This window comes from Clostridium sp. OM05-6BH, assembly GCF_003481635.1.
Lineage (GTDB): Bacteria > Bacillota > Clostridia > Lachnospirales > Lachnospiraceae > Butyribacter.
Genome location: NZ_QULH01000003.1, coordinates 206964 through 221575 on the forward strand (window position 1 = coordinate 206964; position 14612 = coordinate 221575).

Annotated in this window: 9 protein-coding genes; 1 reads left to right on the plus strand and 8 read right to left on the minus strand. The window is 41.9% G+C overall.

Annotated elements, in window-relative coordinates; all coding sequences use genetic code 11:
• Positions 1–16: 16 nt before the first annotated feature.
• Both DXB73_RS14795 and DXB73_RS05090 read right to left on the minus strand, forming a co-directional pair.
• Positions 17–3955 carry a DUF6273 domain-containing protein gene (locus tag DXB73_RS14795; RefSeq protein WP_243104702.1) on the minus strand — a complete coding sequence of 1313 codons (3939 nt, stop codon included), beginning with the start codon at positions 3953–3955 and terminating at the stop codon, positions 17–19.
• 139 nt (positions 3956–4094) lie between these two features.
• Complete coding sequence (locus DXB73_RS05090; protein ID WP_118690317.1) at positions 4095–6710, minus strand: leucine-rich repeat protein; 2616 nt, start codon at positions 6708–6710, stop codon at positions 4095–4097.
• Between the two features lie 372 nt (positions 6711–7082).
• Here DXB73_RS05090 and DXB73_RS05095 point away from each other — a divergent pair, with 372 nt between their 5' ends.
• Complete coding sequence (locus DXB73_RS05095; protein ID WP_022025839.1) at positions 7083–7379, plus strand: helix-turn-helix transcriptional regulator; 297 nt, start codon at positions 7083–7085, stop codon at positions 7377–7379.
• A 50-nt stretch (positions 7380–7429) separates the two neighbouring features.
• Here DXB73_RS05095 and DXB73_RS05100 read toward each other — a convergent pair whose 3' ends face one another.
• The 6 genes from DXB73_RS05100 to DXB73_RS05125 form a co-directional block, all read right to left on the minus strand.
• Positions 7430–10129, minus strand: a complete 2700-nt coding sequence (locus tag DXB73_RS05100) for an SMC family ATPase (protein ID WP_182448218.1) — start codon at positions 10127–10129, stop codon at positions 7430–7432.
• Between the two features lie 141 nt (positions 10130–10270).
• Positions 10271–11437, minus strand: a complete 1167-nt coding sequence (locus tag DXB73_RS05105; protein ID WP_118690319.1) for an exonuclease SbcCD subunit D — start codon at positions 11435–11437, stop codon at positions 10271–10273.
• A gap of 187 nt (positions 11438–11624) precedes the next feature.
• Positions 11625–12569: an ROK family protein gene (locus DXB73_RS05110; protein ID WP_118690320.1), complete on the minus strand. Its 945-nt coding sequence runs from the start codon at positions 12567–12569 to the stop codon at positions 11625–11627.
• A 419-nt stretch (positions 12570–12988) separates the two neighbouring features.
• On the minus strand, positions 12989–13477 hold the full coding sequence (locus DXB73_RS05115) for a deaminase (protein WP_022025843.1): 489 nt from the start codon (positions 13475–13477) through the stop codon (positions 12989–12991).
• Complete coding sequence (locus tag DXB73_RS05120; protein ID WP_118690321.1) at positions 13461–13937, minus strand: Lrp/AsnC family transcriptional regulator; 477 nt, start codon at positions 13935–13937, stop codon at positions 13461–13463. Before DXB73_RS05120 ends, DXB73_RS05115 begins: the two co-directional genes overlap by 17 nt.
• A 178-nt stretch (positions 13938–14115) precedes the next feature.
• Entirely contained in the window at positions 14116–14565 is a 450-nt protein-coding gene (locus DXB73_RS05125; RefSeq protein WP_182448217.1) for a hypothetical protein, read from the minus strand.
• Positions 14566–14612 lie beyond the last annotated feature (47 nt).

Genomic DNA, 14612 nt, shown 5'->3' on the forward strand with positions numbered 1-14612 from the left:
TAAATATTGTATATTTTTACTTTATTACCTTTAACATCCCATTCCCCTTTTTCTTCAAAAACTTCTTGTATACCTTATATTGTTTCTTTGGCACTTTGACGGTCAGCTTCTTTGCCGTTCCCTTGAAGGCATTTTTGCCAATGGAACTGCTCTTTAGTTTCGTTGACTTGATCGTGATCTTCTTCAACTTCTTACATCCGGCAAACGCATTTTTACCGATGGATGTAATGTTCTTACCAATCGTTACCTTTTGAAGTTTCGAGCAACCCTTATATGCCTTTGCTGACACTGCGACAACTTTGAAGGTATGACCATCAAGCACTGCGGAAACTGCTATCGTAATGCTCTTGCTCTTCTTGCCGACAGGCTTCACATAAGCAACTGTGCCACCCGATGAAGTGTTGGAAAGGATTTTATAGTAAGCCTTTGTCTTCATGTCTTTGACAAGCTGTCCCTTGCGAAGCTTCTGTGGCACATTTGATACGCCGGATGGCTGCAATTTTGTCCCATTAGGAGCTTTTGACGGTCCGACTGATGGCTTAATCGTTGGACTTACCGTTGGGCTGACCGTTGGCGTTGCAGACGGCTTGTTATCGTTTGAAGCTTTTGTCACCTTGACTTGACATACTGCAGATAACTTTCCGTCTTGACTTTTTGCAACAATATCAGCATTTCCTACGCCCACCGCTTGTACCAATCCCATTTCATCTACCAAAGCAACTTGTTCATTACTACTCTCCCAAGTAACTCCGCTGTCCGTTGTATTGTATGGCTCAAATGCCTCTTGCAGCATATAGCTCTCATTCACCCAAAGCTCTAATGTCTCTTCATTCAAAGTCAGCTTTTCTGCCTCGATCACTTCCGGCTCAAATCCCTCTGCTTCTGCCGGTGCAATGCCATCCCCCTCCTCATTGTTTGGATTGTATAACGCAAGTGCCTGTCTTCTGCCTGCCTCCAAAAAGTTATTATATTTCATATTCGATGATAATGGAATATTTTCATAAGTAAGGCTCTTCACCACTTCATCGTTTTCATATTCCTCAATGTTACAAGTCATTGTTCCATCGTCATTACCGGAATATTCTATGACATAATCATCGTCAGGAAGCAACAGATACTTAGCATCATTATCTACATATGCGGATACATCATCATACCCGGCTACTACCTGATTATTCACAATCTGTGCGCACAGATTACCATCATTATCATACACCAACACATCAACTGGGCAATGGACTTCCACCTTCGTTTTCTTTTCGTTCATGCCTTTTGCCAGAATGATCGTAACATCCTTTACGCTTTTTTTAGCATCTTCTTCCGTGTATCCTGTGGCTGCATACTTCAGACCGGTATACACCATTTCACTGGCAGAACCATACTTGCCGACTACAATTTTTCGGAAAGTTCCCGAAAGAAGCTCATCGGAGATCTCATCAATCCCTTTTCCGTAAATCTTGCTATAACAGCCATGGATCTGCTTCTCCATAATCTTTTTCAAAGAACTCACAAAGCTGTCATAATTTGCATAAGTAATCACGCCTACGCCATTTCCATTTTTCTCACATTTCAGATCTGTTTTGGAAGACTTGACATTAAAGCCTTGTTTCTGGATCTTGTAACTGATGGTTCCAAAGCCTCCATAAGAAACCTGACTGCCATTAAAAGCATAAAAGGTCATATTAGTGGTAAAAACAATCACTATGTCCTTTCCGGTATTTTTGTCCGTTGCCTCAAACTTCAATGTACCGGTATAACTCTTACCTCCCGTAAGCATTCCCTTTGCCTGAGAGATTCCCAGTTTTTCAAACACTTTATCTTCCAAAGCTTCTTTCGATAAATTCGACTTCTTAAGAAGCTGTTTGATCAGTCCGTTTTCACTGTCATCGGTAATGATGCTATTTAGTGCATTTGATGTATAAATCCAGTTGTTTACCTGCGCTGTTACCGCTTTCACCTCGTTATCTGTCAGATATTCACGAAGCTTTGTATCATCAAATGCTGCCTGCGTTCCATTCAAAATCGTGTTGATCTTGTTCATTTCCGGTGTATTCGCGCTGACACTCTGCTTGGTCTGTGCAATCTTCTTTGCCTTGTCCATATTGGCAATGTTGACTGTTTTGTTGACCCGGGTCGTGGCATCATCATTGAGCTGTGCTGTGAACATCGTTGCATTGCTTACATTTTCCGGAATATAGTCATCTTTTAAATATGCCGTCAAGGAAATCGTGTGCGTTTTCCCTAATGCCAGCGATAAATCCGGCTCTTTTTCGTATGAAACATCCTTACTGTCAAAAATTCCATCTTTCAAGTAATACGGAATTGATCCACTATCTGCAAACTGAGAATCCAGTGTTACCTTTGAAATCTGTACCGCAAGTCCACTGTCTTCTCCTGCTGCCGATAATACCTGTTCCAGCGAATAAGGGTATTTCACATCGCACTTGATCACCAGATTCAGATCAAACTTTTTCTTGGAAAATTTGGAATGTTCATATACAATCTCTGACACCTCCGGCTGGATCTCAATCGTTGGTTTGAGGATATTTTCCGCCGCTGTGATCTGTGTGATCACACCATTCTCCAGCGTCACAGCCACCAGGCGTGTGGTATGATTTGCCAGAAGGTTTATCACATCTTTATCCTCAATTTCGCTGCTGACGGTAATTTCTCTATTATCCAGTGTGGCTGTCCGGTTAGATGTCGTATATCCTCTCAGAGTACCGACAAAACTGCCATTCGTAACGCTTTCTCCCTCAGACGATACCGTACCCGCATAGGACCAAAGATCTGTGTTAGATAAATCTAAATGAAGCACTGGCCGCACTCCCAATTTAGGCCACATATTAGCAACGGCATGACCAGATCCGTCCTCATAAATTCTAGCTGCACCATTTCCCTGGATTGCTGTTCTTAACCACCAAATATCTCGGTAATTACCACCTCGTTTCCATATAGTATACGCAGTATCATGTGTCATCCTTGCATAACTTTCTATATTAAAATTTTCATTAAATCCATAACTTTCTTCACTTATTTCTGCCATCGAAAGCAGATACGCCTTATCTCTAGTATCTTCACCTCCAATTACCCCACCATAATCAGAATCATCTCCATTGCTTACCTTCGTCTGCATAATAGCGTATTTTTCTTTATTCGTAAACGCTGAATCAATAAAATTGTTATTTCTATAATCAATACCAGCTTTATTTGATAATGAATCATAGCCATTTAACCAGCTTCTCAATGTACATTCACTCCATGTCACACTTGCATCTGAGTTGTTATACGGTTCTGCATCTAAACTCTGATCTGCCATCAAAAATGCATCATTTCCATCTACTGATAAAACACGCCATTTTATTGATCCTATTTTAAAGTTATTAGACGCTGGCGTTGGTGAAACTTTTGATGTTGGTGTTGGATCGGGCTGCACTGTTGGTTTAGGTGTAATCACTGGTTCTGGTGTTGGTGTGACATTACCTGCTTCTTTCATCATTATCTTTTTTCCAACAACTTTTTTCGAATGTGCCGTCGGAGTAGCTAATATAATTTTAGCAGACACCGGCTCGGGAGTCACAGTCGGTCTAGCAGTTGGCACCCAATATGGTGATGGTGTTGGTGTATGCGGTGCAACCGGAGTACTAAATGGTGATGGTGTTGGTGTATGCGGTGCAACCGGAGTACTAAATGGTGATGGTGTTGGTGTATGCGGTGCAACCGGAGTACTAAATGGTGGTGCCGTTGGCGTCGGTGTTGCACCTTGCCAGTAATTTCCGAAGTATACGCAGTCCCATGTTGTGACTCCGTTACTATCCGTGGTCGGATTATTTAGTCCATACCCTGCTGCCTGTGCCTGACGGGGCATGGTGATCCCGGTCGGCAGCGACAATACCATCGCCAATGTCATGAGTATGGCGATGGAGCGTTTGAGTGTGTTTGTGTGTTGTTTCATCTTGTGTCTCCTTTCATCATACATCCATGGTTTACCTATAAAATATTTCGCCTATTTCTATACTTAGTAACAGCTAATGCCAGAGAAACTTTTCCCGTCTCCCCGGCATCAACAATTTTACAAACACATTTATTTCTTACTACTTGGTTACCTTCACCGTCTTATTTCCCTTTTTCTTCAGGAACTTCTTATATGCCTTATATTTTTTCTTTGGCACTTTGAAGGTCAGCTTCTTCGCCGTTCCCTTAAAGGCATTTTTGCCAATGGAACCGCTCTTTAACTTCGCCGATTTGATCGTGATCTTCTTCAACTTCTTACATCCAGCAAATGCCTGCTTTCCGATGGAAGTAACGTTCTTTCCGATCGTGATCTTTTTCAGCTTTTTATTGTTCGCAAATGTCTTTGGCGCAATGCTCTTCACTTGGTAAGTCACTCCGTTGACCTTGATCTTATCAGGTACGATAACATTACTTGCATTTTTCTTGAGCACTTTGGTATAGGCTACTGCAGGCTGTTTTTTGTCTGCTGATATGACCTTGTACGAAGCAGTCTTGTCCTTTATTGTTGTGCCGACCGCCGCTGGAGATAATGTAGCTTTGGTATTTGAAGGAGTTGTGCTTGGTGCAGGTGTCATGCCTGAGGAAGCGGTTGGGGTAGGTGTTCCCTTTGTATCCTGTGCAGCACTGGATGTCGGTACAGGTGTCATACTTGAGGATACAGTTGGAATAGGAGACTCGGTTGCGTTTGGCGTCTTGGTTACTTCTGGCGTTTTTGTCGGTTTGCCCGTTGGTTTTATGGTTGGCTTTACCGTTGGTTCTGTATTTATATCATCTTCCTGAGCATACCATCCCTTGTCTATACAAAATATAATTTTGCAGTCTTGATATGCGAATACCGAAGTATAATACTCTCTATCTGGTTGAGTAATGTCAAATATACTATTGCCATCCTCATCAAGCACCTCATATTGCTTCAAGGTATCACTAATTTGTGTCTCACGAACTTCTACTTTTCTCTCTTCTGTTTGTGGATCCTTATTTAATTTGCCATTGTAATAATAATAAATTTCAGATTCGCTTTTCCCATTATTATATTCACATATTTCAAATTCATTTCCATGTCCATAGATATCAAATGAATACAGCATCTGTGACACATCTTGTTTCCATAATAATAAATACTTTGTATTTCCTCGCTCGCTATCACTCACTGTGTGGTCTATATACTCCTCGTCATCAGGTGTTAATTTTTTTGCTATTACATAATAGTCCTCTCCTATATTATTCTCATAATTAAACTGAAGGTCTACATAATTTCTAAAATCACCTTTAGAATCCTTATAAATAATGTTATCTATTATTTTCCCCTTACTAGGTTCCTCCTCGATATAATGAATGTTCCCTTTTTCATCTCTAAGATATTGCCTACCTGCAATTAAACATCCCTGTACCATCAAATCGCCTTCCTGATTATAATATGATACAATCTTTTCCTGCGATTCATTTGCATCTAATACTATAGGAACCGTAACCTTATAGTACTTATCTCCATCTCCCCATGAAGGCTCCACTTCCGGTTTCTCTATCTTAGTAATCTTATACGATGTTCCAGTATAAAATTTTGTATAGTTTATATTTTTTAGTGAAGCATTTACCTTTTGCATCGCGGCTGCATTTTTTTCGTCTTTTTCATCAACCACCGCCTTTACCATCGTGTGCATATCTTCTACGCTAATTTCTTTTCCTTGTGCCGTATAATATGCAACTTCCACATCTGTATTATTCATAAGACTTTCAATAGAATCTAAGATACCATCTTCCGACATACTATTATATATGTGAATACCAGCTATATGCGTAGATGACTCCGGCTCAGTTGCTTTACGATAATAATCGTAATCCGGACAGATTAATTTTCGAAAATACATTGTACCATTCACATAAAATCTATTAAAGACCATATACTGCTCTCCTGTTGCGCCATAAATTTTACTATCCAAAGATAATTCCTTACCATCCAGAATGATTCCAATTTCTCCAGATGCCTTTTCTCCTACTTCCATTCGACTAATCACATCATAATCATCCCCATAAATTACATCCCTATTTTCATAATTAAATGTTTCATATTCGAAATCTGTAATCAATCCCTCACTTGGTTTATATAACGCCCACAAACCATCCTCAGTTTCATTAACCATATATTTATCGCCGTACGAACTTACATTGGCATATTTTGCGGGCACTACAACATTTCCCTCTTGGTCAATGACACCGTAATACAACTTATCTCCCTCTTTTCTACAAATAGAGCCCTCAGAATCTACATCATAATATCTTCCTATTTCCTTTTTTATCGTTCCATCCAATTTCACCACATCATATTGTTTTTCATCAGAATTAATGGTCTGATAACATAGTATGGTTGCTTTTTCCTCAGAACCACAATCCGCCCCGGATACCGGTCTATATGTCCCCCAAAAAACATATATCCCATCATATTTTGTCTTTGTTTCTTTTTTAGTAGATAGGTTATAGAAACATACTACACCGTCTTTCATCCCGACAACTGCATGCCCTCCTACTGCGTAGACCTTGGAAAATCCTAAATCATCAGAATAAACTACTGACCAATTTTCTGCACTGGCTGCATATGCACGCATCGTTTCCATTGCTGTTCCCTCACAACACGATGTTACAATCAGTGCCAGCACTAATCCTACGGCAATTTCAAATCTTCTTTTTCTGTGTATCATTCTTCATTCCTCCCTGCTTGCTATACTATATTGTATCTCTCTATTACAATACAGTTTTTGATTCTCTTCATACTTTTTCAAGTGCAACCGTTACCTCTTCACTACGCATTCAATCAATGTTTTAATAACTATTTCCATATTTACCTCCTGCATATGACAATTAAATATCTTCCTCTAGATTACTATGTGGTCAATTATAGCAATACTAATGTATTTTGTAAATATACTTTTCTTTTATAAACTAATAATTATAAGAACCCCTAGAGGACTCCATCACTAACTTTAACAAGGAGTGATTTCTGCATGTTTACGACTTTTTCAACATGTAGAATACGTTCTTAATAATATACCTAACGAGAAATGGAGGAAAATATGCTTGGAGACCAAATTAAATACCTGCGTCATCTGCACAAAATTAGTCAAGTGAAGCTTGCTGAAGAAATCGGCGTCACGAAGCAGACCGTCAGCAATTGGGAAAACAACAATATTATGCCTTCTGTAGAATTACTAAAAAAATTATCTATCTATTTTTCTTGCTCAACTGATTATCTGTTAGAATTAAATCAAGGCTCGACGGAACTGTTTATTGATACCTATGGTTTGGAAGATCAACAAATTGTTCATCTTCAGCAAATTGCTAATGACTATAAAGAATTACTTAGAAAATAATATAAAGAAAGGCTGTGACTTTTACCAAAAATCACAGCCTTTCTTTATGATCAATCCATCTCCCAGTGCGCATGACTGCCTTTGTCCGTTCTTGTCACGACAAGCTTCGTGCCTACCTGCGCCTTTAATTCGCTGACATGTGAGATAATTCCAACCAAGCGCTTGCCGCCTGACAATTCATTCAACACAGCGATCGCTTGGTTTCTCGTCTCCTCGCTCAACGCTCCAAATCCCTCATCGATAAACATCGTATCTATGTGTACACTGCCTCGGCTGTCCTGTATCATGTCAGCCATCCCTAGCGCCATCGCAAGCGCTGCAACAAAAGATTCTCCACCCGATAGCGTTTTCACATCACGCACCTGATCATTAACGATGCTATACACATCCAGATCCAGACCAACCTGTCCCACGGTCCGCAAATGTTCCAGATCCCGACATCGAAGTTCGAATTGATGATTTGTCATCCGCACCAGACGCTGATTGGCACGGTCAATAATCTGTGCAAAATAACGCCGCTGAATATATGTTTGAAAATTAACGTGCCGTTTAGAAATTCTTCCATTCGCAGTATTATCTAAGTTGGCTAATATCTCGGCATGCCGTTTCATGCTGTCCCTTTTTTCGTACAGCTTCGTTCCGGCTTCATATGCACGCTCATTTTCTTTCACCACATGATAAAGTTCTTTCACCTGTGCCTCTAATGATTTCTGTCGGCGCCCAAGTTCCTCTCTTTGCTGCAATAATTGCTGTAGTTCTATTGGTTTCTTATCCTTGGTCTGCTGTTCCAGATCACGGACACGTTCTTCGGTCAGCTTGCACGCTTGCTCATACTCATTAATCTGCTGCTGAAATGCATCTAATTGCTGCTTGTCCATGCGCGCATTTTGGTACGCTTCCTCATTTTCAAAGTCCTGCTCTGTTAAGCTTTGTGTATACGCCGTTTCTGCCTGCGCCACTGCCTCAACACAACGCTCTAAATGAGCAGTCTCTGCCTTACGTTCTCCCTCTCGTTCCTGCTTTTCCCGAGCAAATTTTTCATGCTTCTTTTCTGCAGCGGCTGCTTTCTGCTTGATCTGTGCGATCTTTGCCTGCCATTCATTAAGGTCATTTTGGTACTGATCCGGGATATCCTGCAACACGGCATCTTGTATTGTTCGTTGTGAAACAGTTGGCATCTCATCGTCGTGTAGTTGCGACTGCAGGGCTTCCCATTTCCCCTGTATCCCCGCCAACTTTTGCTGCAACTGCACTACCTGTTTTTGATCCTGTTCCCGTTTCGATTGCAAACGTCTTTCCTGCTCTACCATTGTTTCAAACACAGCATCCGCAGATCCCATCCTATCAGATTTCTGATCATGATCCACATCGTGTTCCATCACCGGATGATGCACGTTTCCACACACCGGACAAGGTTCCCCCTCCACCAGCGTCAAACGCAATTGCAATGCCTGATTATCCATGATCTGGACATGAATTTCCTCATACTCCTGTTCACTTTGCTGTAAAAGAGTCTCCGCTTCCTGCAGTTTTCCTTGGCACGCCATAAACTCTGCCTGTAATTTTTGTATTTCCTGCAACCGAATAAGTCCCTCTTTACGGACACGTACCTTTTCTTCCAGCACAGGAACCTCTGTTTCCAATTGCTTTCCCAATGACCGGTAATCGTTTTCTATCTGTTCCATTTTCGGGACATTTTCTTCAAACCATTGTTTTAACTGTTCCAATCGCTGCTTGCAATCTGCAGATTCTTTTCTGCGTTCCGTTACAATTTTGGCATCCTTGTCGACAACCATCGCACGCCGACCGGCATCCAGCTTAAGCCGCATTACATCCACTGTTTCCTTCTGCACTGATAACTGTTCTGCTTTCTTATGGTGGCGTTCTAACTCTTCAAACAGTCGATTGATATTGGTGCCCGCTTCGATCTGTGCCGATATTTTTTCTAATGTCTTTCCTACATTTTCCTTGTCATTTTCCACTTGTCCAAGCTGCTGGTTGCTGTCTTCACATATACGCTTTGCCAGAGCAAGCAATTCATCGCGATGTGTCTCACTAAATAGCACTTCCAAATCATTCCATTGCTCGTCAAGTACCGCATCAACCGCCTGTATGCGCCCAAGTTCTTTGATGATATCTTCTCGATTTCCGATCAGCTTTCCATAAACGCTTTTTGCCTCCAACGCCAATTCCCGCTGAATCTGTTCATAGATCGATGTATCAAAAATCCGCGCAAAAATTTCTTTGCGCTCTTCCGATGTCGCATGCAAAAGCTTAATAAAGTCGCCCTGCGCAAGCATTGCGATCTGTGTGAACTGATTACACCCCAGTCCAATGATCTGCTGTATTTTTTCGTTTGTTTCCTTGGTTTTCCCGGCAAATTCTGTACCATCCGGCAATATAAGACTTACCTTTGTGCCCGTCGTTGTCTTTAACCGCTCCCCTTTTTTGTTCCATTTGGGCTGATCCGGACTTCTCGTAACCAAATACTCCCGACCATCGTAGTCAAAGCAAAATCTTACTTCTGTTTTTTCTCCGGGTTTTGCAAACTGACTGCACATCATCTCACCGCTGCGCTTGCCACCGCTGGTTTCCCCATATAACGCATAGCATATTGCATCAAAAATTGTGGTTTTTCCCGCACCGGTATCTCCTGTGATCAAAAACAAACCCTGACTTTTGCCGGTGAAATCAATTTTTTCGTCCCGATAAGAGCCAAACGCTTTCATTTCAATATATATTGGTTTCATACTCATTTCCTCTCAAATAATATCTTCAAGACAATTGACAACTTGCAGCTATGCTTTTCCTGCTTTCCATTTCATATTTCCAAGCCAATTAACATCTTGCAGTTATGCTTATCACATTCTCTCATCACACAACGCCATAGCTCAACCCTCTTTGCTTCCATCACACTTAGCAATAATCTGCTGTAATTCCAATTCTTCCTCTTCGCTCATCGGCTGATCATTCATCATCTGATAAAACTCCCGGAATGCTTCTAATGGACTTAACTGTGTATTCTCTATTTCCTGCTGTTTCATTCTTGCCATTGTACGCGTATTCTCAATCCGTACCTCCAAAATACGGTCAAAACATTCATCCAGCTGATCTTTTGGGCGGTATAAACCTGTTTCATCCGTTAAAACAATACTCACATAATCGTCTCGATGCGCCTCGGCACTCCGAATTACTTTTTCCAAAGTTCCCCGCAGACTGCAGACATCCCGAAGTGGGCGCAGCGGTATTCGTTCTATTTTCGGACTGTCCCCTTTTTCGCCCAGCGTCACCATGGTAATTCCCTTCTCATGATGCTCTTCGCTGACAGAATATTTTAACGGCGTTCCGCTATAACGAATATGCGCCTTGCCCACCGGCTGCTCCCCATGAATATGTCCCAGCGCAACATAATCAAACGCCTCTACCATATCAGTATGAACACTATCGATACCACCCACTGACAAATACATTAATTCCGAATCGCAGCGCTCAACTTCGCCATTACCACCCACAAAAAATTGGTGCGCCACCAATATATTTCTTTTTGTAAAATCAATTCCTTCCCGTTCTAACACTTTACGGACCGCCATATCATAGTCCGTAATTTCCTGTCCCGGAAAAAGGACTCTAGCCTGACCCGGTTTCAAGAAAGGCAGTAAATATACCGCCACCTCTCCATACTCATCCTGCAAGATCACTTTGCGCAGATGTTCCTCCTCTGTCGTCGGGATCATAGTTGATACGACTATCTTCTGTCTTTCCAAAAAAGAACTTGCATATTTTAATCGGAGAGCACTATCATGATTTCCTGCGATCATACACACCGGGATCTGTGGATCCAACGATGCTATCTCATTTAGAAAATGATCAAAGATCTCATACGCCTCACCCGACGGCACCGATTTATCATATATATCACCCGCGATCAATATCGCATCGGGGCGGTGAATTGCGGCCTGTTCCACAATTTGATGCAAAATATCTTCTTGTTCCTCGCGCAAACTATACGCGTACAATTGTTTTCCAATATGCAAGTCTGATATATGAAATAATTTCATGCTAATTTCTCATCCCTTTCTCCATCTGCAAACATATACTACTGCCTAAAAAGTAAGAGCAACACCAACATTTTGTAATGAGCTACATTGCAAAACAGCAATATCCCAATAAATAAGAAAACAATAGGCAACAAGAACGTCACCAATTACGTGTGACGTCCCTGTTACCTATCTTTTGAAACCGCGATTAATCTACTAATACCATGCGAACTGCACCATACATTCCCGCATCATTTCCAAGCTCTGCAAGACGAAATTCTTTATCTTTTAATGCAAACATAACATTTTTCTCATATTTTTCTTTGGTGATATCAGCTACGACCTGTCCGTTTTTAGAAACACCGCCACCGATAACAAATGCCTCCGGATCAATAACCTGCGCTGTATGAGCAAGTCCAAGTCCCAAATACTCTGCAAATTCATTAACCACATCTTCTGCCATGTCGTCTCCGGCCTTGTATGCATCGAAAATCTCTTTGCCGGTAATCTCCGGATAATCGCGCAATAAAGAAGGCGTGTCTGTATTGGCAACTTTTTCTCTGGCACTGCGCATGATTGCTGTTGCAGAAGAATACTGCTCCAAGCAGCCCCTCTTACCACAGCCACACACTCTCGTCTCATGCAGGTTGACCGTCAAATGACCGATCTCACCAGCCGCACCATGGGAACCTGTTACAATCTTACCATTCATAACGATTCCACCGCCGACACCGGTTCCAAGCGTCACCATTACAATGCTGTCAAATCCGCGGCCGCCGCCTTTCCACTGCTCGCCAAGAGCTGCCACATTTGCGTCATTACCAACTTTGACTTTCTGAACCCCTGTCAGTCTGGTTACCTCATCTGCCACCGAAAAGATTCCCCAGCCGAGATTTGCGCATTTCAAAACAACACCCTCTTCTGTGATCGGTCCCGGTACACCCATGCCGATTCCAAGAATATCTTCTGTCGCAATATTTTTCTCCTCATTCTTTTCTTTGATCGATGCCGCAATATCCGGCAAAATCTGCTCTCCGCCATCTTCTTTGTGTGTCACGATTTCCCATTTATCGATCATGGTTCCTTCTTCATCAAAAAGTCCCATCTTTACCGTTGTTCCCCCGATATCGATACCATATATATAGTTTGCCATAGTTTCCTCCATTTCTTCCTTATGTACTCTCCGAATCTACTGAACGAAGAATTTCGAGCGTACATCCTTCATAATATTTTGTAATAAGTGTACCAAATTTTCTGTAATCTGTCATCAGAAAGAAAATAAATGTACTGATTTTTCGTGGATAACTTTGATAACCTGTGGATTTCTCCCCATTTTTGTTGAGTTATCCACTAATTGTCCGCAAAACAGGACAGTTATCCACAATTTCGGACAAATGACCTGTATTATGGTCAGTCCCTATTCCGACACACTGTCCGGCTTATTGGTCTGTCCCTGTTTCCGGCTCCCTGTCCGGCTTATTGGTCTGTCCCTGTTTTCGGCTCTCTGTCCAATTTATTAACCTGTCCCATTTCCGGACCAATTTCCACATCTTTCCCAGCAAAATTCACATCTTAATATCCTGAAATCCCGGATAAGGACTCATCATTGTCTATCCAGCTTTGCACCTCGATCACCCGATAATGCTCTTCATCATCACGTACGATCACCTGCTTGATTCCCGCATTAATGATCATTCGCTTACACATCGAACAACTATTAGAATTGTGTACATATTCTCCTGTTGACACCTCACGACCCGACAAATACATCGTCGATCCAATCATTTTTTCCCGCTCTGCGCTGATAATCGCATTCGCTTCCGCATGCACACTGCGGCACAATTCATAACGCTCTCCGCGCGGTATTTTCATTTCTTCGCGAATACATCGATTAATATCTGTGCAGTTCTTGCGGCCTCTCGGCGCTCCTACATATCCCGTTGCAATTACTTCGTCATTTTTTACAATGACAGCACCGTAACGCTTTCGCAGACAGGTTCCCCTCTGCGACACGACATCTGCCAGATCCAAATAATAATTAACTTTATCGCGCCTTTCCATCATTAAAACCTCCATCCACATGAACCCCTCTGTGTTCTACAGAAGTAGAAAACACGATCAGTGTTTTGGTTCGTCCATATTGCTGCAATTCACCAATGAATTGATCCAACTCATGTGTACTAGGGAACCACACTTCCAAAAGCATAGAATAATCTCCCGTCACACAATTGCACTCTACCACATTCGGGCAGGCTTTGATATACGGATAAAACTGCTCCTTATCGATCGGCGATACTTCCAAGTTGATAAACGCCTTGATATGATAGCCCATCTTGACCGGATTAACCGTCGCGTGAAAGCCCTCTATATAACCAGCTTCAATCATATTGTCAATGCGCACCGATACCGCAGGCGATGACAAAAACACTGCTTCCGCAATGTCTTTCAATGACATTCTCGCATTTTCCTGCAGCATACGCAATATTTCTCTATCTACATGATCTAATTCCTTATTCTTCATCGCAAAACCTCCATGCCCATATATTCTGTCAATTTCTTCCGTTGCTATGAATTACAATTTCTATCACTATATTCACTTTCGCAGCCCCTGCTCAACATGGCAATTGATAGTGATTCTTTATACTTACATCCATCATTTGAATCACTGCACGATCGCACATCGGCAGCCCTCATTTGAATCACTGCATGGTCACGCTTAATATGATGCAGATCACCGCCATGATAAACATAATTCCCGCACAAATGCGTGCAATCATTTTGGATCTTCCCATCCAAAGCATACTATTTAACCTTGATTGCTGCTTGTCCTTTGTGATCTCTTCCAAATATTCTAAGATTTCCGGCGGAATTTCTCCGGTCTCCTCAGACTCTGCCGCAAGCTCTGCTTCATCCGGCTGTATTGCATTCCACTGATTTAGCAAGCCTTTCGCCTCTTCCAAGCGCTCTGCAGCAACACAAACATCTGCACCGGAAGCCACCATTCCCAACTCGCCCGTATACAGCTTGCCCTGCACCGGACTGACTGATGGCTGCACAAAAGCTTGCAATCCTGCATCTTTTAATCGTCCTACCAGCATATTTCCCTCTACTTCACTGGCAACATGGGTCAACTTTGCAAAATCTGCCATACGCATCTTTCCTTTCCATGTGCTATCTCTCAATAAACACAATCTTT